Annotated in this window: 21 protein-coding genes; 1 reads left to right on the forward strand and 20 read right to left on the reverse strand. The window is 52.1% G+C overall.

What is annotated here, in order from left to right:
• Window positions 1-3: 3 nt before the first annotated feature.
• From ylqF to ACI6NM_RS02960, 13 genes are all read right to left on the reverse strand, one after another.
• Entirely contained in the window at window positions 4-876 is an 873-nt protein-coding gene (ylqF, locus tag ACI6NM_RS02900) for a ribosome biogenesis GTPase YlqF (protein WP_262427848.1), read from the reverse strand.
• The gene (gene lepB / locus ACI6NM_RS02905) at window positions 873-1,436 is read right to left on the reverse strand and encodes a signal peptidase I (protein ID WP_262427847.1); all 564 of its coding nucleotides are present in this window, start codon (window positions 1,434-1,436) and stop codon (window positions 873-875) included. The genes ylqF and lepB overlap by 4 nt, the downstream gene beginning before the upstream one ends.
• Before the next feature lie 72 nt (window positions 1,437-1,508).
• Window positions 1,509-1,856, reverse strand: a complete 348-nt coding sequence (rplS, locus tag ACI6NM_RS02910) for a 50S ribosomal protein L19 (RefSeq protein ID WP_022274561.1) — start codon at window positions 1,854-1,856, stop codon at window positions 1,509-1,511.
• Between the two features lie 124 nt (window positions 1,857-1,980).
• Complete coding sequence (gene trmD, locus ACI6NM_RS02915; RefSeq protein WP_158356873.1) at window positions 1,981-2,742, reverse strand: tRNA (guanosine(37)-N1)-methyltransferase TrmD; 762 nt, start codon at window positions 2,740-2,742, stop codon at window positions 1,981-1,983.
• A 12-nt stretch (window positions 2,743-2,754) separates the two neighbouring features.
• Window positions 2,755-3,267 carry a ribosome maturation factor RimM gene (rimM, locus tag ACI6NM_RS02920; RefSeq protein WP_022274563.1) on the reverse strand — a complete coding sequence of 171 codons (513 nt, stop codon included), beginning with the start codon at window positions 3,265-3,267 and terminating at the stop codon, window positions 2,755-2,757.
• 118 nt (window positions 3,268-3,385) lie between these two features.
• Window positions 3,386-3,613: a KH domain-containing protein gene (locus tag ACI6NM_RS02925; RefSeq protein ID WP_022274564.1), complete on the reverse strand. Its 228-nt coding sequence runs from the start codon at window positions 3,611-3,613 to the stop codon at window positions 3,386-3,388.
• 14 nt (window positions 3,614-3,627) lie between these two features.
• Window positions 3,628-3,873 carry a 30S ribosomal protein S16 gene (rpsP, locus tag ACI6NM_RS02930; protein ID WP_022274565.1) on the reverse strand — a complete coding sequence of 82 codons (246 nt, stop codon included), beginning with the start codon at window positions 3,871-3,873 and terminating at the stop codon, window positions 3,628-3,630.
• A gap of 78 nt (window positions 3,874-3,951) precedes the next feature.
• Window positions 3,952-5,316 (reverse strand): signal recognition particle protein, encoded by a 1,365-nt coding sequence (gene ffh / locus ACI6NM_RS02935; protein WP_022274566.1) that lies wholly within the window; start codon window positions 5,314-5,316, stop codon window positions 3,952-3,954.
• Window positions 5,317-5,335: 19 nt separating this feature from the next.
• Window positions 5,336-5,677, reverse strand: coding sequence for a YlxM family DNA-binding protein (gene ylxM / locus ACI6NM_RS02940; protein WP_215655386.1), 342 nt, complete (start codon window positions 5,675-5,677; stop codon window positions 5,336-5,338).
• Between the two features lie 82 nt (window positions 5,678-5,759).
• Complete coding sequence (locus ACI6NM_RS02945) at window positions 5,760-6,257, reverse strand: hypothetical protein (protein WP_262427846.1); 498 nt, start codon at window positions 6,255-6,257, stop codon at window positions 5,760-5,762.
• 191 nt (window positions 6,258-6,448) lie between these two features.
• Complete coding sequence (locus ACI6NM_RS02950; RefSeq protein ID WP_262427845.1) at window positions 6,449-7,069, reverse strand: TetR/AcrR family transcriptional regulator; 621 nt, start codon at window positions 7,067-7,069, stop codon at window positions 6,449-6,451.
• 118 nt (window positions 7,070-7,187) lie between these two features.
• Window positions 7,188-7,661: a hypothetical protein gene (locus ACI6NM_RS02955; protein WP_262427844.1), complete on the reverse strand. Its 474-nt coding sequence runs from the start codon at window positions 7,659-7,661 to the stop codon at window positions 7,188-7,190.
• A gap of 3 nt (window positions 7,662-7,664) precedes the next feature.
• The gene (locus tag ACI6NM_RS02960) at window positions 7,665-7,865 is read right to left on the reverse strand and encodes a helix-turn-helix transcriptional regulator (protein WP_022274571.1); all 201 of its coding nucleotides are present in this window, start codon (window positions 7,863-7,865) and stop codon (window positions 7,665-7,667) included.
• Between the two features lie 318 nt (window positions 7,866-8,183).
• Here ACI6NM_RS02960 and ACI6NM_RS02965 point away from each other — a divergent pair, with 318 nt between their 5' ends.
• Window positions 8,184-9,422 carry a M28 family metallopeptidase gene (locus ACI6NM_RS02965; protein WP_262427843.1) on the forward strand — a complete coding sequence of 413 codons (1,239 nt, stop codon included), beginning with the start codon at window positions 8,184-8,186 and terminating at the stop codon, window positions 9,420-9,422.
• Window positions 9,423-9,517: 95 nt separating this feature from the next.
• Here the strand turns inward: ACI6NM_RS02965 and ACI6NM_RS02970 are convergent, their stop codons facing one another.
• The 7 genes from ACI6NM_RS02970 to selA all read right to left on the reverse strand — a co-directional run bounded on the left by ACI6NM_RS02970 (window position 9,518) and on the right by selA (window position 16,698).
• Window positions 9,518-10,654: an aminotransferase class V-fold PLP-dependent enzyme gene (locus ACI6NM_RS02970; RefSeq protein WP_158356879.1), complete on the reverse strand. Its 1,137-nt coding sequence runs from the start codon at window positions 10,652-10,654 to the stop codon at window positions 9,518-9,520.
• A gap of 21 nt (window positions 10,655-10,675) precedes the next feature.
• Window positions 10,676-10,912, reverse strand: a complete 237-nt coding sequence (locus ACI6NM_RS02975) for a putative Se/S carrier protein (protein ID WP_022274575.1) — start codon at window positions 10,910-10,912, stop codon at window positions 10,676-10,678.
• Window positions 10,913-10,941: 29 nt separating this feature from the next.
• Complete coding sequence (locus tag ACI6NM_RS02980; protein WP_022274576.1) at window positions 10,942-11,148, reverse strand: sulfurtransferase TusA family protein; 207 nt, start codon at window positions 11,146-11,148, stop codon at window positions 10,942-10,944.
• A gap of 23 nt (window positions 11,149-11,171) precedes the next feature.
• Window positions 11,172-12,263, reverse strand: coding sequence for a YedE family putative selenium transporter (gene yedE / locus ACI6NM_RS02985; protein WP_262427842.1), 1,092 nt, complete (start codon window positions 12,261-12,263; stop codon window positions 11,172-11,174).
• A gap of 159 nt (window positions 12,264-12,422) precedes the next feature.
• Window positions 12,423-13,349, reverse strand: coding sequence for a selenium metabolism-associated LysR family transcriptional regulator (locus ACI6NM_RS02990; RefSeq protein ID WP_215655376.1), 927 nt, complete (start codon window positions 13,347-13,349; stop codon window positions 12,423-12,425).
• 9 nt (window positions 13,350-13,358) lie between these two features.
• Window positions 13,359-15,269, reverse strand: coding sequence for a selenocysteine-specific translation elongation factor (selB, locus tag ACI6NM_RS02995; RefSeq protein ID WP_262427841.1), 1,911 nt, complete (start codon window positions 15,267-15,269; stop codon window positions 13,359-13,361).
• 16 nt (window positions 15,270-15,285) lie between these two features.
• The gene (gene selA, locus ACI6NM_RS03000; RefSeq protein WP_262427885.1) at window positions 15,286-16,698 is read right to left on the reverse strand and encodes an L-seryl-tRNA(Sec) selenium transferase; all 1,413 of its coding nucleotides are present in this window, start codon (window positions 16,696-16,698) and stop codon (window positions 15,286-15,288) included.
• Window positions 16,699-16,701 lie beyond the last annotated feature (3 nt).

A 16,701-nucleotide genomic window follows, 5' to 3' on the forward strand; every position in this document is an offset into this window, starting at 1 on the left:
CTCCTAATTGTTCTTATTTTCCTGTAATCCGGGATTTTCCGGAAATTCCAGTGTGATCCGCCCCAGCTTTCCGCTGCGGAAATCCTCCAGCAAAAGCCTTGCTGCCCTGGGAACATCATAGCCGCCGCCCTTTAAGAGGCAGGACCTGGCAATGGCGATCTGCTCCAGAAGCTCGTGGGGAGACCGGTCCTCCGGGATCCCGTACCGCTCCGCCAGAAGCCCCGGATATGCCTTCAGTAAAAATGCGCAGAGCTCTGCTGCCAGCTCGTCCTTATTCAGGATCTCGTCGTTGATGGATCCCAAAAACGCCAGCTTAAGGCCCACGGACTGGTCCTCAAATTTTGGCCACAGGATCCCTGGCGTATCCAGAAGCTCCACCTGCTTATTCAGACGGATCCACTGGTTTCCCTTGGTAACGCCCGGCTTATTTCCTGTTTTAGCCGCTGCCTTTCCGGCAAAGCTGTTGATAAACGTGGATTTTCCCACATTGGGGATCCCTGCCACCATGGCCCGCACCGGCCGGTTTAAGATCCCGCGCCTCCGGTCCCGCTCGATCTTTTCCTTACATGCCTCCTGGATCACACTATGGATCTGCTTTAAGGAAGCCTTCTGTCGGGCGTCGATCTTCATCACCTGGAAGCCCTTGGCTTCAAAATACCGGGTCCAGGCAGCATTTCCGGCCTCACTGGCCAGATCCGCCTTATTGAGCAGCACCATCCGTGCCTTTCCCCGGCCCAGATCGTCGATGTCCGGATTCCGGCTGGATAAAGGCGCCCTGGCATCCACCAGCTCGATGATCAGATCGATCAGCTTAATATCCTCCTGCATGGCCCTTTTGGCCTTTGTCATATGGCCCGGATACCACTGTATATTCATCCTTCTTCTCCTTTCAGACTGACCGGCCCGAACTGGGAAAACGGCTGGATCCTGAACCATACCTTCCCGATCAGCTGGTCCCTTTTTACATTCCCGATGCTGGAAAAACGGCTGTCCTCACTGGACTCCCTGTTATCTCCCAAGAGAAAATATTCATCCTCGGAAAGCTCCATGGGATATTCTGCCAGCCCGGCGATGGAGGCCGCGTCCAGCGCCCCCTCTGCTTCCAGAGGTTCTCCATTGATATAGACCTGATTCTCCCTGATCTGCACTGTTTCACCCGGAAGGCCAATGATCCGCTTCATATTAAAAGTCTGATCCCCCTGGGAAAACACTGCGATATCAAACCGCCTGGGACTTCCCAGGGCATACGCCAGCCGGTTTACTAAAACCACGTCGCCGGAGTCCAGTGCCGGCTTCATGGAGCCGCCGTTTACCTCGATCCGGCCTCCAAAGCCATAGACCAGATAGCAGGCGAAGGCGATGACCACCGCGATGTCTACGATCCAGTTGACCACCGAATGGAGCCGGTTCTCATCCTTTTCATGGTAAAATTCCACAAAAGCACCTCCGGAATATTGAAAAAAGAGGGGGACAATTTTCATTGTTCCCCTCATTCTGCCAGTTACAAATTATTTTACTAACTCTTTAACCTTAGCAGCCTTACCTACTCTTGTTCTTAAGTAGTTCAGTTTTGCACGGCGTACTTTACCTCTTCTTACAACTTCGATATTCTCAACAGACGGAGAATGAAGCGGCCAGGTCTTTTCAACGCCGATGCCGTTGGAATTCTTTCTGACAGTGAAGGTCTCTCTTACTCCGCCGTTCTGTCTCTTGATAACAGTTCCCTCGAACACCTGGATTCTCTCGCGGTTGCCCTCGCGGATCTTAGCAGATACTCTTACAGTGTCACCTACGTTGAAGCTCGGTACAGTTTCCTTTAACTGGGCGGCTTCGATATTCTTGATAATTTCGTTCATATTCATGAACCTCCTTAAAGTATTCGATGTTCTTACCCGCGGTATGAGTATCAGTACGCGGCAGCGGACCATCTCTTATTTCACGGTTTATGATTATAGCATATGTCTGTCCAAATTGCAAGGACTAAATCGTATCTTCTTCCTGGTTTTCCGCCTTTTTTCTCAAAAGCTCCTCCAGGAAGAGCTTTTCCTTTTTGGAGAGCACCGCTTCCTCCAAAAGCTCCGGCCTCCGTTCCAGGGTCCGGATAATGGACTGCTCCCGTCTCCATTTTTCAATATTGGCATGATGGCCAGAAAGAAGGATCTCCGGCACCTTTTTTCCCATAAATTCCTCGGGACGGCTGTACTGGGGATATTCCAGGAGATTATCGTGGAAGGATTCAAACTCCGCCGAAACGTCGTTATTTAAAACGCCGGGCACCAGCCTGGAAATACAGTCGATCATCATCATGGCCGGCAGCTCGCCGCCGGTGAGCACATAATCTCCCGCAGAAAGATAATCGGTGGCGATCATTTCCAGGACCCGCTCATCCACGCCCTCATAATGGCCGCAGAGAAAAACCAGCTCCTCTTCCTTTGCCAGTTCCTCGGCGATCTTCTGGGTAAAGGTCCGTCCCTGGGGCGTCATGTAAACCACCCGGGGCCTGTGGCCGATGCGGTCGCAGAGTGCCGTATAGGCGCGGTAAATGGGCTCCGCCTGCATGACCATTCCGGCGCCTCCGCCGTAAGGGTAGTCGTCCACCTTTCCGTGGCGCTCCAGGGTGTAATCACGGATGTTGATGGCCTCAAAGGCCAGAAGCCCATTGGAGGCGGCCCGTCCCAGGATACTGGTATTTAACCCGTTCATGACCATTTCCGGAAACAATGTCATTACATGAAAATTCATGGTCTTCCTCCATTACAGATCCAGGAGGCCGTCCAGCACATGGACCAGCATCTCCTGTTTTTCCAGATCCACGTTTAAGATGCAGTCTTTAATGGCCGGCAGGAGAAGCTCCTTTCCGTTCTCCATTTTTACGCAGTACACGTCGTTGGCCCCGGTCTGGAGCACATCCGTAAGAGTACCCAGGACCACCCCTTCATCTGTTACGGCTGTAAGGCCAATGAGGTCAGCAATGAAGTTTTCGTCCGGCGCAAGCTCCACTGCCTGGTCCCTGGTGATCAGAAGATCCCTCTGACGCCACATCTCCACGTCATTCTTATTGTCAAACCCCTTGAATTTTAAAATGACCATGTTTTTAAAAAATTTCACATGCTCGATCTCCAAGGGTATTTTTTCTTTTCCTGTGTCCATGAGGACGTGTTTTAATGTCTTGAAACGGCTGTTATCGTCCGTAGTAGGGAATACCTTCACTTCTCCCCGGACACCGTGAGCCGATGTGATCACACCGACGCGAAGCAGATTTTCCATTGTTCCATCCTTTCAAAAGCGGAACCGGCGCACAGCGGCCCATGTCCCTGGCGCGCGGTCCGCAGCCGTACAAAAAAGACTGTGATCAAATTTCTCTGACCCCAGTCTTTTATGAACGTTACTGAATCTCAACCATAACCTTCTTTTCCAGTCTGGAAGATGCGGCCTTGACAACGGAGCGGATGGCCTTTGCGATCCTTCCCTGCTTGCCGATGACCTTTCCCATGTCAGAAGGAGCAACCTTGAGCTCGATGACTAATTCGTCGTCGTTCTCAGATTCTGTAACCACAACCTCGTCTGGATTATCAACCAGTGCTTTGGCGATAACTTCAACCAGTTCCTTCATGAAAACACCTCACATTACTGGGTGATGCCGGCTGCCTTTAAGAGCTTGCCAACGGTCTCAGTCGGCTGTGCGCCTGTTGCTAACCACTTCTTAGCTGCTTCCTCGTTGAATTTGATGGTGCTGGGCTCAGTGTTGGGATCGTAGATACCAACCTCCTCGATAAATCTTCCATCTCTCGGGGAGCGGGAATCTGCAACTACGACTCTATAAAAAGGAGCCTTCTTCTGACCCATTCTTCTTAATCTCATCTTTACTGCCATTATACTTTTACCTCCATGATTATTTAAAAAAGTTTTTATAAGCCATGCATAAAATGCATCTGCTGTCGTTTCTGCGGGCTAAAACGGCATCTTGAATTTGCCCATCATGCCCGAAAGTCCTCCCAGCCCGCCTTTGCGCCTGCCGCCCATCATACCGGGAAGCTGCTTCATCAGCTTTTTGGACTGTTCAAACTGCTTGACGATCCGGTTGACCTCGGCCACCTCCACGCCTGCTCCCCTGGCGATCCTCTGCTTCCTGGAAGGATTTAAGATCGACGGGTTGGCGCGCTCCTCCTTTGTCATCGAGAGGATAATAGCCTCCACACGGTCCATGGATTTCTCGTCTATATCAACATTTCCCTTCAGCTGGGACATTCCGGGCATCATATTCAGGATGCTGCCCATACCGCCCATCTTTTTGATCTGGTTCATCTGATCCAGGAAATCGTTGAAATCAAATTCGGCTTTGCGGAGCTTCTGGCTCATTTCCTTTGCCTTCTCTTCGCTCACCTCAAACTCGGCTTTTTCGATCAAGGAAAGGATATCGCCCATTCCCAGGATCCTGGAAGCCATCCGGTCGGGATAAAACTGTTCCAGGTCGGAAAGCTTTTCTCCCATACCCACATACAGGATGGGGCGGCCTGTGACAGAGCGGATCGAAAGCGCCGCGCCGCCTCTGGTGTCACCGTCCAGCTTTGTGAGGATCACGCCGTCCACACCGATCTTATCATTGAAGCTTCCGGCCACATTGACTGCATCCTGGCCCGTCATGGCGTCGACCACAAGAATGGTCTGATCCACATGGACCGCTTCCTTGATCTGGACAAGCTCCTCCATCATGGCCTCATCGATCTGAAGCCGTCCGGCCGTATCCAGGAATACCAGGTTACAGCCTTCCTTTTTTGCGTGCTCCACTGCCGCTTTTGCGATATTCACCGGAGAATTGTTCTCTCCCATGGAGAATACGGGAACACCCACCTTTTCACCGTTGACCTGCAGCTGCTTAATGGCTGCCGGGCGGTAGATATCGCAGGCCGCCAGCAGGGGATTCCTTCCTTTGGCCTTGAATTTTCCCGCCAGCTTTGCGGTGGTGGTCGTCTTACCGGCGCCCTGGAGACCGATCATCATGATCACCGTGATCTCATTCTGGGGCTTTAAGGCGATCTCAGTGGTCTCGGAGCCCATAAGCTTCACAAGCTCCTCGTTTACGATCTTTATCACCATCTGTCCCGGAGTCAGGCTTGTAAGAACATCCTGTCCCACTGCCCGTTCCTGTACAGAACTGATGAACTGTTTTACGACTTTAAAACTTACATCCGCCTCCAGAAGCGCCATTTTCACTTCTTTTAGTGCGGTCTTTACATCGGCTTCGGTTAAACGCCCTTTGCCTCTTAAGTTTTTAAAGACATTCTGCAATTTATCGGCTAAGCTTTCAAATGCCATTTAACCTCTCCCTTTATGGTCACAGCTGTCCGATCTCCTCAGAGATCGCTTCGATCCTGTCGATCAGGCTCATATCGCCGTTTTTCTTATACGTACCGGCCAGCGTTTTGATCTCTTCTACCATCCGCTTCGTCTGGTTGAATTTTTCCACCATTCTGAGCTTTTCCTCATAACCGGCCAGGATCCGGTCGCACCGTTTGATGAGATCGTGAACTCCCTGACGGCTGATCCCCTGTTCCTCGGCGATCTCGCTCAAAGACATATCGTTAAAGACCACGTCCTCATATACGTGCCGCTGGTGGTCCGTCAGGAGCTCTCCATAGAAATCATACAGCAGGCCCTGTTCCACAATTTTTTCCATATCAGGTCACCTCGCATATGATACTATAAAACACGGGAGCTGTCAAGGGTTTTTTCTTGACACACAAAAAAATTATAACCGCTTATTTTTTCCCATCCTTCCCCGCAAACCGGTTCATAAAGAACTCTGTGAAGGCAGCCAGCTCCTCCGCCTGCTCCACATACACATACAGCTTCTCATCCTCCAGCCAGTCGTAGGCGTTGATGCCGATATACCCTTTCTTATCCGGATAAATGATGAATGCATCCGTCGGATATTTATTCCGGTAGGCCTTAAGGATCTCTGACCGGCGGTAAAAGACCGGAGTGCCGCAGCCAGAAAGATCCGGTACTGTGGGAACTACTGCGATGGTCTGGCTGTCCTCGTTCCAGCCGACGATCAGATTCCCGATCTTTGTCCGGCTTCCATGGACAAATCCGTAATTGAACCGGCTTACATCCTCCGTATACCCAAAGATCAGCCGGTAAGTATCTCCGTTTTCTACTTCCTGGTTAAAGAGAAGGCGCATCTTTTCTGCATTCTTCCTGCTCTTTTCCATGTCGATCTCCGGTCCCTTAAACAGCTTGCTGAAAAATCCCATACTATTTTCCTCCTGAATTCAGATGTTTTATATGAAGCTGCCGGATCTGTCCGCAGCGCCATAAACAAGATTCCCTCTCGCACTTAAATAAGAATACGATTTATTTTTTATTTTTATTTTATTTAAAAGAAGACCCGTCTGGATATCACGCCGGAACACCGTATCCAAACGGGTCGTCAGACTTCTCTCCCTTATATTGAAGAACTGTTTTTCATAGCCTCCAGGGCGTCTGTAATGGCTTCGATCTGGAACTCGACCGTCTCGTCCATCGCTTCAGGGACAAAAAACGGAAGCGTATGGGGGACTGCCCTTCGTATGACCATGGCCGTCAGGCTCAGATTCGTAAGCAGGCTGATCCGTTCTGTACTGGAGGTGATCCCAAAGCATTCCAGGATCTGTCCAAAAAGACGGCGCTGTTTCTCGCGGAAGATCTGGCAGTTCTCCCCGGAGAGCCGCTTAAAAATCTGCTGCTGCTCCTCGATCGTCAATACGGCGATCCCCTTTTTTTCTCCATAACAGCAGTCATGAAGGAATTTCCCGACCCCCTCCCGCCAGCTCAGGCCAGGATCGTTCATCAGCTTCCGCGCGTATTCAAGGACCCTCGGCTGCTGCAGGTACAGGGCCTCAACGATCAGATCCTCCTTGGCCGGAAAGAAGGAATAAAAAAATGTGCGTGAAATGCCGACTTTTTTATAGATCTGTTCCACAGTCGTATGCTGGACCCCCTGTCTGGACATCAGCTCAAGCCCAGTCTTCACCAGCTCGCTCCTGATCCGCTGCCGGTCCTCTTCCGAATATGCGACCTTCGGCATCTCACCCCACCTCCCGGAAATAATAAAAACTCTTTCATAGATTTATTCTTATCTTATCATATGAACCGTTCCGCTACAAGCATAAAATTTCCACTGACCCTAAAAAGACGGAAGCCCATTACATCACCCTTCCTAACGCCAGCCGGAAAACCAGAAGCAGGCCCGCCTGGGCGGCAAGGACAGCGGCCAGTACATACATAACCGTCCGGTCAAAAAATCCACTGGCCAGAAATCCCAGATACAGGAGGAGGAACATGGCATATCCGGAATACGCCCAGCTCCTAAGTCCCAGGAGCCGGTTTCTCTCATCGCATTCCTCCACCCTTCTCTTCTTTAACGCTGCCTCATCCTTCAGATATCTCCGGTTCTTCCAGACGGATGCAGCCCCGCCGGCCATAAAGCCGATCCCGATCCATGTATAAAATTCCCGGATAAAACTGTCTCCAGCCACAGCCCCAGAATTTCCATAAAACCATGCGGCCGCCACTGAAAGAAGCCCCAGCACCGCCGCAGTCTTCCCCACCAGGATCCGCAGCCTGCACCTTTTTTCAAAATCCACCGGTTCTTCCATAAATAATGCTTTCAGCTTCATGCGCTATTCCTCCTCGTCAAATAAAAAAATGTCTTCAATGGTACAGGAAAAATATCTGGCCAGCTTGTGGGCCAGCACCAGGGAGGCATTATATTTCCCATTTTCCAGGGAAATGATGGTCTGCCTGGTGACTCCCACCGCTTCCGCCAGATCCTCCTGGCGGATCTTCCTCTCCTTCCGCAACTCCTGGATCCGGTTTCTCATGTGCACCTCATCCCTTCGTGATAAATATGTAATGTTTGCTTTACATTTGTACTATAAATCAGAAATTCAAAAATGTCAAGTTAGTTTTACATGTATTTTTTTGCACGAGAGTTTACATAATAATATTATGTAAACTACAATCATAAAACATCTGTCATCGCATCAGCCGCAGGCCATTCTGACCCTCCCAGGATCTGCGGTGCCCCAGGCTTGCCTTTTTTCCCAAATCGGGTATAATGGAAGAAAACAGATGTGGGGCAAAAGGATTTTTGACCTTCTGACCCTGGTATCGAAAATACAGATAAAAGGAGCCAGAGTATGGAATATAATGAGATCTGCGGAAAACGCCAGCTGGAATTTATGAAACAGTTTGATTATATCCGGGAGGCCGGAACCGATGGTGAAGAAAAGGCCGCCCTGGAGATCCAGAGGGAGCTTAAGAGCTTTGGCGTGGACAGCCGCCTGGAAGAATTTGAGATCGATACGTGGAGGATCCTTAAAGCTGAATTCACTGTAACGGAACCCTTTGAAAAAACATATACAGTGGCTGGATACGGCCGCTGCGGCAGCACTCCGGCGGATGGGATCGAGGCCCCGTTCCTGTACGCGGAAAACGGCGATGATATTAATCTTTCCCAGGCAAAAGGAAAGATCGTCCTGGTAAACAACCCTGTCAATAAAGATATGTATAAGAAGCTGGTCCATGCAGGGGCTGCCGCCTTCCTCTCCATCACCGGAACTCCCATCGACGAAGGCCCGGACCGCCTCCTCTATACACGGGGAGTACCCAAAATGGAAGAGACTCCCATCCAGGGGCTGGTGATCCATCACCGGGATGCCATGGAGCTGGTAGAGGCCGGAGCCTGCCGCGCCCGGCTGACCTTACTGCAGGAGCCAGAAAAAGCCGTTTCCCACAACGTGATCGCGCGGATCCAGGGAACGGAGGTCCCGGATGAGATCCTGACCTTGACTGCGCACTACGACTCTGTTCCCCAGGGCCCCGGAGCCTACGACAACATGGCCGCCTGCGCCATCATCCTGGAGCTGTGCCGGTACTTTAAGGCCCATACGCCCCGCCGTACCCTGGAGTTCATCTGGTTCGGAGCCGAGGAAAAGGGACTTTTAGGCAGCCGGAACTATACGGAAGTCCATAAAGATGAGCTGAAACACCACTGCTTCAATATGAATGTGGACCTGGCCGGACAGCTGGTGGGAGGAACTGTCATCGGCGTCACCGGCGATCCCTCCATTTGCTCCATGATCGAATATATGGCCCACGAAACAGGCATCGGAATGGTCACAAGAAATGCCATCTGGGGCAGCGACTCCAACACCTTTGCCTGGAACGGCGTACCGGCCATGACTTTAAACCGCGACGGCTTCGGAATGCATACCCGCCACGATATCGTGGACTATATCTCCCCCTGGTCCCTGGAACGGAGCGCAAGGCTTCTGGGACATATCGCAGAAAGCCTTGGAAATATTCCGGTCATTCCATTTAAACGGGAGATCCCCGAAACCTTCATGAAGGAGCTGGACCGTTATTTCGGCAGATAATACATACTGCGGCCAGCCCCGGAGATAAACCGATAAAAAAGCCTTCCGTCTTTCCCGTTATGGAAAAAGCCGGAAGGCTTTTTAAACATTAAATTTTATTCCGCCAGCTCCTTTAAGGCCTTCACTGCCGCGTCGATCTCCTCTTCCGTATTAAACCAGGAAAAAGAAAAACGTACCATGCCCTGGTCCACGGTTCCCATGGACTGATGCATTAAGGGCGCACAGTGAGCGCCGGGACGGGTGGAGATCCCGTATTCAAAGGAAAGCTCGTCGCTGACTTCAGAGGAATCATACGTTCCCAGGTTCAAGGCCACCACCGCAGCCCTCTGATCTGTGGAAAAATCCCCATAAAGCTTAAGACCCGGAATATCCTTTATCCCATCCAGGAAGCGGCGCATGAGACCGATCTCCTTTTTATGGATCGTATCTGTACCTGTTTCCTTAAGGAAGCCCAGGGCCGCATGGAGCCCGGCCACTCCGTGGCCATTTAAGGTTCCAGCCTCTAAGGCTGTGGGCATCTCGTGGGGATGCTCCTTCAGATAGGTGTGGATCCCGCTCCCGCCGGATTTCAGCGGCCGTACCGTAATTCCCGGCCGCACGCAGATCCCGCCGGTCCCCTGGGGGCCGTACAGCCCCTTGTGGCCTGTAAAGCACACCACGTCGATGTTCATGGCCTGCATATCGATGGGGAGAACTCCTGCTGTCTGGGAGGCGTCCACCACAAAAAGCAGTCCATGGTCCTTACAGAACCTTCCCAGATACATAAGGTCATTGGCATTTCCGGTCAGATTGGACGCATGGGTACATACCAGGGCCTTTGTATTTTCTTTAAGAAAACTCTCCAGAAGGTCTGTTCTCAGCCGTCCCTTTTCGTCACAGGGAACGAAGGACACCTGGCATCCCTTTTCCTCCAGACGGTATAAAGGCCTCAGCACCGAATTGTGCTCCATGACTGTGGAGATGATATGGTCGCCCGGATCAAAAAGACCCAGGATCGCCGTATTCAATGCCTCCGTGGAGTTTAATGTAAAGGCCACCTGTCTGGGATCCCCCAGGTTAAAAAGCTCCGAGAGCATTTCTCTCGTTTCGTAGATCAGCCTGGAGGCATCCAGGGACGCTTCATGGGCCCCCCGGCCGGAATTTCCCATATGCCTCATGGCGTTTACCACCGCGTCGATCACACAATCCGGCTTCTGCATGGTAGTCGCCGCATTATCCATATAAATTCCCATAGTATCACCCCTTTCCCATCTCTAATATAACAGCTCTGCCATATCCTCACATTCAATGGAGCATTCCTTTAAGAATGTCTCCATATCCGCCCGGTCAGCCGGGACCGTACACCAGGCCAGGCCGCACCCGGCCGAAAGCTCCCTGGGCACAGGGATCATACGGCCGGATCTGCCCGTCTCCTTGCACGCCTTTTCAAAGGCAATGGCGTCGGAGGTGGTGTGGAATGTGATGATCAGTTTCCATTCTTTTTGTCTCATGTTTCCGTCTCTTTCTGAAAGATCCGTCCTTACTGGATGATGAGCTCGAATCCATCGCCTGTTTCCGTCACAGTCACGGTCTTTCCCTGGCTCCTGGCAAATTTCTCCACATTAGCCTTGGAATGGGGCTCTGTCACCAGGACCTTTACCGTATCGTTTCCATGACTCTTTAAGGCTGCCTGGGTCAGCATCACCGGCTCCGGACAGGATAAACCTCTTGCATCTACTTCGTACATAATGATTCCTCTTTTCTCTGCAATTAATTCTTTTTATTCTTCGGCATAAATCCGATGATGAACAGGATCACGATACATGCGATCACAGCCACCTGGCCGTTGATCCCCGGACCGCCTGCCACTGCCGGAGCGTCTGCGGTTGCTGCAGCTGCGGCAACGCCTGCCAGCCCGAAGTTATGGCAGAAAGCGGCTCCAACAAAAAGACCTAAGAAGGTCACTGCGGAATCGGAGGACCCCTGGCCTGCCAGCACCAGCTGTCTTAAGGGGCATCCGCCTGCCAGAACAGCAGCAAATCCCACGGCGTACATGCCAAGGATATTCCAGATATGCTGGGCATGGGCCACCGGCTGTCCTGTAAAGGACAGGTTAAAGTTTCCTGTGGCGATGTTGTAGATCACCATAACCACGAAAATACCGCCTACGATGGTCAGAAGATCAAAATTCTTCATTAAGATGATATCGCGGACACAGCCTGCAAAGCAGCTTCTGCACTTCTGGGCGATGGCTCCGAATAAAAGGCCGCCGATGAGTGCGATAAACACCGGTGCGTGCATGCTTCCGGGCCCCTTTTCACTGCTGACGAACAGTGTTGTGGTTAGGCTTAAAACAAAGAGCACCACCATGGCGATGGGAAGGATCGTGCCGGAGGCTTTATCCACCGTATAGGCTCTTCCCAGAGAGAAGCCGCGCTTTAAGGCCAGGGTCCCTGTAAATACTCCGGCCACAAAGCCGATCAGGGCCACATAGGCGTTCAGATCGCCGGCAGCCATACGGAGCACCATACGCAGCGGGCAGCCTAAGAATGCCAGGGAGCCGATCATCATGATCATACCCAGCACAAAACGCACCATGGGGGAGGAGCCGGCCGTGGACCGGTATTCCTTTGTGACAACAGCGATCAGAAATGCGCCGCAGATAATACCGATGATCTCCGGACGCACGTACTGGACAACAGCTGCCTGGTGGAGCTTCATGGCTCCGGCTGTGTCACGGATAAAGCAGGCGATACACATGGCCATGTTCTTGGGATTTCCCATATAGGCCAGGACTGCTGCTATGGCTCCCAGGAGCACGCCTGAAAGCGCCAGCGTCTTTTTGTTTGCAGTTAAGTTCATACTTACTACCCCTTTTCTGTTTTGTAGATTATGGACAAAAAATATAGAATTTTCATCCATCTCACTTAAGTTTATCAAACCAGACAGGGGAAGTCTAATTAAAAATATTATTCCAGAGAATCGATTGTATAGCTTTTTTCTATGGAAGAACGGACAGCCCTAGAGCTGCCCGTCCTCATGAAGCTCCCTGGATGCCTTTTCCCGGACGAATTCCAGGAAATGCTCCGCAATGGGAGATAAGCAGGCCCCTTTGTTGTGGGCCAGATAAAAACAGCGTTTTTTCTCCAGGCCGCGGATGCGGAAATAGCGGATATTATCCTGCTCCGCCGTCCGCTTGATGACCTGCTCGGACACGATGGAAACGCCCAGGCCTCGGCTTACCACCTGCTTGATGGCTGCCGGATTGCTCATACGGGCGATCACATCCACGTTTTTAAACACAGGCTTCCCATAAACCAGGGCCTTTTCCATCTCCTGCCGGGTCCCAGATCCGTCCTCCCGCATGATGAAGGGTTCATTGATGAACAGCTCCACCGGGATGGCCTCTCCATTCTGGTAGATCCGGTATACGTCCGTGTCAGGAGTGATGAGTACCATCTCATCGTAGAACACAGGCTCAAAGCACAGGCCGCTGTTTCCCTTGTAGCCGGTAAAGCCCAGCTCCCCCCGCTGGTTCATGAGGTTCTCATTGACCAGCCGGCTGTCAGACTGCTCCACATAAAACCTTACCCGCGGGAAGAGCTCATGGAACTCTTCCATGACCTGGGGAAGATAAAAATACCCGGGAATGGAGGAGGTCTGGATCTCCAGGATCCCGTCCAGGTCCTCCTTCAGATTCTTCATGGACATAACGGCCCTGGATCTGGTATTCAGAAGCTCCACCGCATAAGAGTAGAACTCATGGCCGTGGGGGGTCAGGCTGATCTCCCGGCCAGACCGGTTCAAAAGCCGTACTCCCAGCTCATTTTCCAGGTTGCTCACATGGGTACTGATGGTAGGCTGGGTTAAAAACGTAGCGTCAGCCGCCTTGGAAAAACTTTTGTATTTTGCAGCATTTACAAATGCCTCCAGCTGTCTGAACTCCATAACGTCTCCTTATTTCAGCAGAACACGCACGTCGCCCTGGAGCTTTGTGATCTTCTGCTGGTCCAGATGATCCAGGATCAGCAGCACATACTTTCTGGACGTACCTAACATATCCCGGAATTCTGCCAGGGACATGGTATCGTGGGATGCAAAATGCCCCCTCAGAAGCTCCATGGCCTTTTCATAGTGATCCTTGTAAAGATAAGCACCTGGGTTCAGCTTCACCAGCGTGCCGTCCTTAAACAGGTCAGAAAGCACCTGCTTTGCCTGTTTTTTATCCTTAAACTGAGCCATGACCTCATCCGTGGACGGAGCCTCAAAGCCGGCCGCCGCATACGTCTTTATCATGGTCTGGCGCATATCGGAATGCTCGTCAGAATACTGGGCAGAGAAGCCAGCCGCCGCCACCGTGCTGCTGGAAGCGCTGATGATCCCGCGCTTTAACAGCTCGTTTAAGAGCACATCGCCTTTTTTGGCCTCCTTCAGATAAAAGCTTTCCAGGATCCGGCTCTTGAACTCTTCCTTTTCCATTCCGGCTGCAATGGGATTGGCCTGGTGGAAGGCTGTCAGCATCTCTGTGGTCTTTCCTGTGACCCGTTCCCAGAAATCCTTGTGGAAGAAGTTTCCATCGTTTAAGGAAAGGGCCTTCTTCTGCTTTTTCAGCTTCTCCAGCCGTTCCTCTGTCTCCCTATCCGTCCAGTTGAGCTTGGCTGCCAGCCGATGGACCGACGGGAAGCGGATGCTCTCCTCCTTCAGGACCAGCTCCAGCACTTCCTCGTCCGTTCCCGTCTCGCGGATGGCCAGGGCATTGATAAGCTCCTCCTGATGGCGCTTGTGCTTTCCAGGACAGGCATCCAGGATGATGCCTCCGCCAAAGGTCTCCACCGGAGAATAGAACCGGATGATGAACCGGTCGGTGCGCTTGACGGCCAATGGCTCGTCAAACCGGAGCTGCACAAAGGCGCTCTCGCCTGCACCGATGGAATCCTTATCTAAAAGCACCGCCTTGGCAATGGTCTGGGCAGATCCATAGTTAAAGTGGATCCGGTCCCCATTCTTTAAAAGCCGGTCCGTGGTCTTAAAAAGACTGATCTTCACATCCAGGAACGTGCTGTTGGTAAGGCTTCCGGGAGCCGCCAGGACTTCTCCCCGGCTCAGCTCTTCTTTTTTTATGTTGGACAGATTGATGGCTGTACGCTGTCCGGCATAGGCAGCCTCTTCCTTGGAACCATGGCTCTGGATCCCGCGAATCTTAAGGATCCGCTCTTCCGGATAGACCATGACCTCTTCTCCGGCCCGGCAGCTCCCTTCCAGAAGGGTTCCAGTCACCACTGTACCGAAGCCCTCCATGGTGAATACCCGGTCAATGGGCAGCCGGAACAGCTCCGGCTCACTGCGGCGCATCCCCACGGAGCGGACCTTATCCAGGATCATCTTCTTTAATACGTCGATGTTCTGGCCGGTGAAGGCAGAAACACGGATCCGGTCAGCGTTTTCCAGGAAGCTTCCCTCCACCAGCTCGGAAACGTCCTCCTCCACCATTTCAGCCCAGTCCTCATCCACCAGGTCTGCCTTGGTAAATACAATGATGCCCTGGCGGATATGAAGCATCTTTAAGATTTCAAAGTGCTCCACGGTCTGGGGCATGACACCCTCATCCAGAGCGATCACCAGAAGCACCAGGTCGATGCCTCCGATGCCCGCCAGCATGTTTTTAACAAATTTTTCGTGGCCCGGCACGTCGATGATGCCGATGTGAAGCCCCTCGTCATTGGGAAGGTTGGCGAATCCCAGCTCAATGGTGATCCCCCTCTTCTGCTCTTCCCTCAGCCTGTCGGTCTGGATCCCTGTCAGCGCCTTGATAAGACACGTTTTTCCATGATCCACATGACCGGAAGTTCCTACAATGACGTTCTGCATTCAGCTGTCACTCTCCTTAATTTACTCCTGCCTGGGCAGCCGCAAATAAAACAGCGCTGGCAGCAGTCTCGATTTCCTCTTCTTTTATGGTCCTTACAGAAAGGAGCACCTTATCGTGGGCTACCCGGACGATCACCGGCGTCTCAGCCCTTCTGAACAGCCGTTCCAGCCGCTCTGCCGGTACTGTATCAGAGGCAATGGAAACGGCGATGCCGTTTAAGCGGACTGTGGGTGCGGAGCCGCCGCCCACCTGGTCCTTACAGGGCTCGGAGCCCAGGGTAAATGCGTCTGTCCTAACCTTGATGGCTTCGATGAGCCGGTCGGCCTTATTCTGAAGCTCTTCCCCGGAAACAGTGATCATCTGGAGCACCGGTATGGTCTTCTTTGCGTTCTCCATATCCAGATATTCAAAGAATGTGGCCTCCATGGCTGCCAGGGTCATCTTATCCACACGGAAGGCCCGGGCCAGAGGATGCTTCTTCATTCTATCAATATATTCCTTTTTACCGATGAGGATGCCGCCCTGGGGGCCTCCCAGAAGCTTGTCGCCGGAGAAAAGCACCACGTCTGCCCCATCATTCACCGCATCCAGGACTGTGGGCTCATCCACGCCGTAGCGGGTCAGATCGGCCATGAGACCGCTTCCCATGTCGTAGATCACAGGAAGGTTCATTTCCTTACCCAGATCTACCATTTCCTTCAGGGTCACCTCCTGGGTGAAGCCCAGGATCCGGTAGTTGCTTGTATGGACCTTCATTAACGCGCCTGTCTTTTCCGGATCATAGGCGTTCCGGTAATCCGACGGCTTCGTCTTATTGGTAGTCCCCACCTCTTTTAAATGGGCGCCGCTCTGCTCCATGATCTCCGGGATCCGGAAGGAGCCGCCAATCTCCACCAGCTCGCCTCTGGATGTGATGACTTCCTTTCCAAAGGCCATGGCAGAAAGGCACAGCATGGTGGCTGCCGCATTGTTGTTGACTACCATGGCAGCCTCTGCTCCCGTGATCTTTGCAATAATCTTCTCCACATGGTCGTGGCGCAGGCCCCTGGCTCCCTTTTTCAGGTCGTATTCCAGATTGGAATAAGAATCAGCCACAGCCGTAACGCTTTCCACTGCAGCCCTGCACAGATTGGAGCGGCCCAGGTTGGTGTGGAGCACAACGCCGGTGGCGTTGATCAGCGTCCTTAAGTTTCTCTTTTTCTTTCCTGTGATCCGGTCGCAGATCTCTGCGATCAGTTCATCCTTTTCGGGGGTGTCCTCTCTTTCTCCGGAAAGGATCTCCCTTCTCAGCTCATCAATGATCTCCCTTGCAGCGTCCACCACAACGGATCTGGGCGTGGATTCCATAAAAAAAACGAGCTGCTCATCCAGTAGCAACTCGTCTATTTTAGGAAGACCACGCAGTAATAACTGCCTGTTATCCATAATAAT

Source organism: Pilosibacter sp. YYHA0881 (assembly GCF_051602715.1).
Taxonomy (GTDB): domain Bacteria; phylum Bacillota; class Clostridia; order Lachnospirales; family Lachnospiraceae; genus Alitiscatomonas; species Alitiscatomonas aceti.

Coding starts and splice junctions, on each gene's coding strand:
- rimM (WP_022274563.1), bottom strand. CDS start 3,267: ATGGAAAATCTGCTTCGCGTCGGTGTGATCACATCGGCTCACGGTGTC.
- rplS (WP_022274561.1), bottom strand. CDS start 1,856: ATGAACGAAATTATCAAGAATATCGAAGCCGCCCAGTTAAAGGAAACT.
- ACI6NM_RS02975 (WP_022274575.1), bottom strand. CDS start 10,912: ATGAGACAAAAAGAATGGAAACTGATCATCACATTCCACACCACCTCC.
- ACI6NM_RS02970 (WP_158356879.1), bottom strand. CDS start 10,654: ATGGGAATTTATATGGATAATGCGGCGACTACCATGCAGAAGCCGGAT.
- ffh (WP_022274566.1), bottom strand. CDS start 5,316: ATGGCATTTGAAAGCTTAGCCGATAAATTGCAGAATGTCTTTAAAAAC.
- ACI6NM_RS02965 (WP_262427843.1), top strand. CDS start 8,184: ATGGAATATAATGAGATCTGCGGAAAACGCCAGCTGGAATTTATGAAA.
- ACI6NM_RS02960 (WP_022274571.1), bottom strand. CDS start 7,865: ATGAGAAACCGGATCCAGGAGTTGCGGAAGGAGAGGAAGATCCGCCAG.
- selB (WP_262427841.1), bottom strand. CDS start 15,269: ATGCAGAACGTCATTGTAGGAACTTCCGGTCATGTGGATCATGGAAAA.
- yedE (WP_262427842.1), bottom strand. CDS start 12,263: ATGAACTTAACTGCAAACAAAAAGACGCTGGCGCTTTCAGGCGTGCTC.
- ylqF (WP_262427848.1), bottom strand. CDS start 876: ATGAATATACAGTGGTATCCGGGCCATATGACAAAGGCCAAAAGGGCC.
- ACI6NM_RS02925 (WP_022274564.1), bottom strand. CDS start 3,613: ATGAAGGAACTGGTTGAAGTTATCGCCAAAGCACTGGTTGATAATCCA.
- rpsP (WP_022274565.1), bottom strand. CDS start 3,873: ATGGCAGTAAAGATGAGATTAAGAAGAATGGGTCAGAAGAAGGCTCCT.
- ACI6NM_RS02945 (WP_262427846.1), bottom strand. CDS start 6,257: ATGGGATTTTTCAGCAAGCTGTTTAAGGGACCGGAGATCGACATGGAA.
- ACI6NM_RS02980 (WP_022274576.1), bottom strand. CDS start 11,148: ATGTACGAAGTAGATGCAAGAGGTTTATCCTGTCCGGAGCCGGTGATG.
- ylxM (WP_215655386.1), bottom strand. CDS start 5,677: ATGGAAAAAATTGTGGAACAGGGCCTGCTGTATGATTTCTATGGAGAG.
- ACI6NM_RS02990 (WP_215655376.1), bottom strand. CDS start 13,349: ATGGAGTTCAGACAGCTGGAGGCATTTGTAAATGCTGCAAAATACAAA.
- ACI6NM_RS02955 (WP_262427844.1), bottom strand. CDS start 7,661: ATGAAGCTGAAAGCATTATTTATGGAAGAACCGGTGGATTTTGAAAAA.
- ACI6NM_RS02950 (WP_262427845.1), bottom strand. CDS start 7,069: ATGCCGAAGGTCGCATATTCGGAAGAGGACCGGCAGCGGATCAGGAGC.
- trmD (WP_158356873.1), bottom strand. CDS start 2,742: ATGAATTTTCATGTAATGACATTGTTTCCGGAAATGGTCATGAACGGG.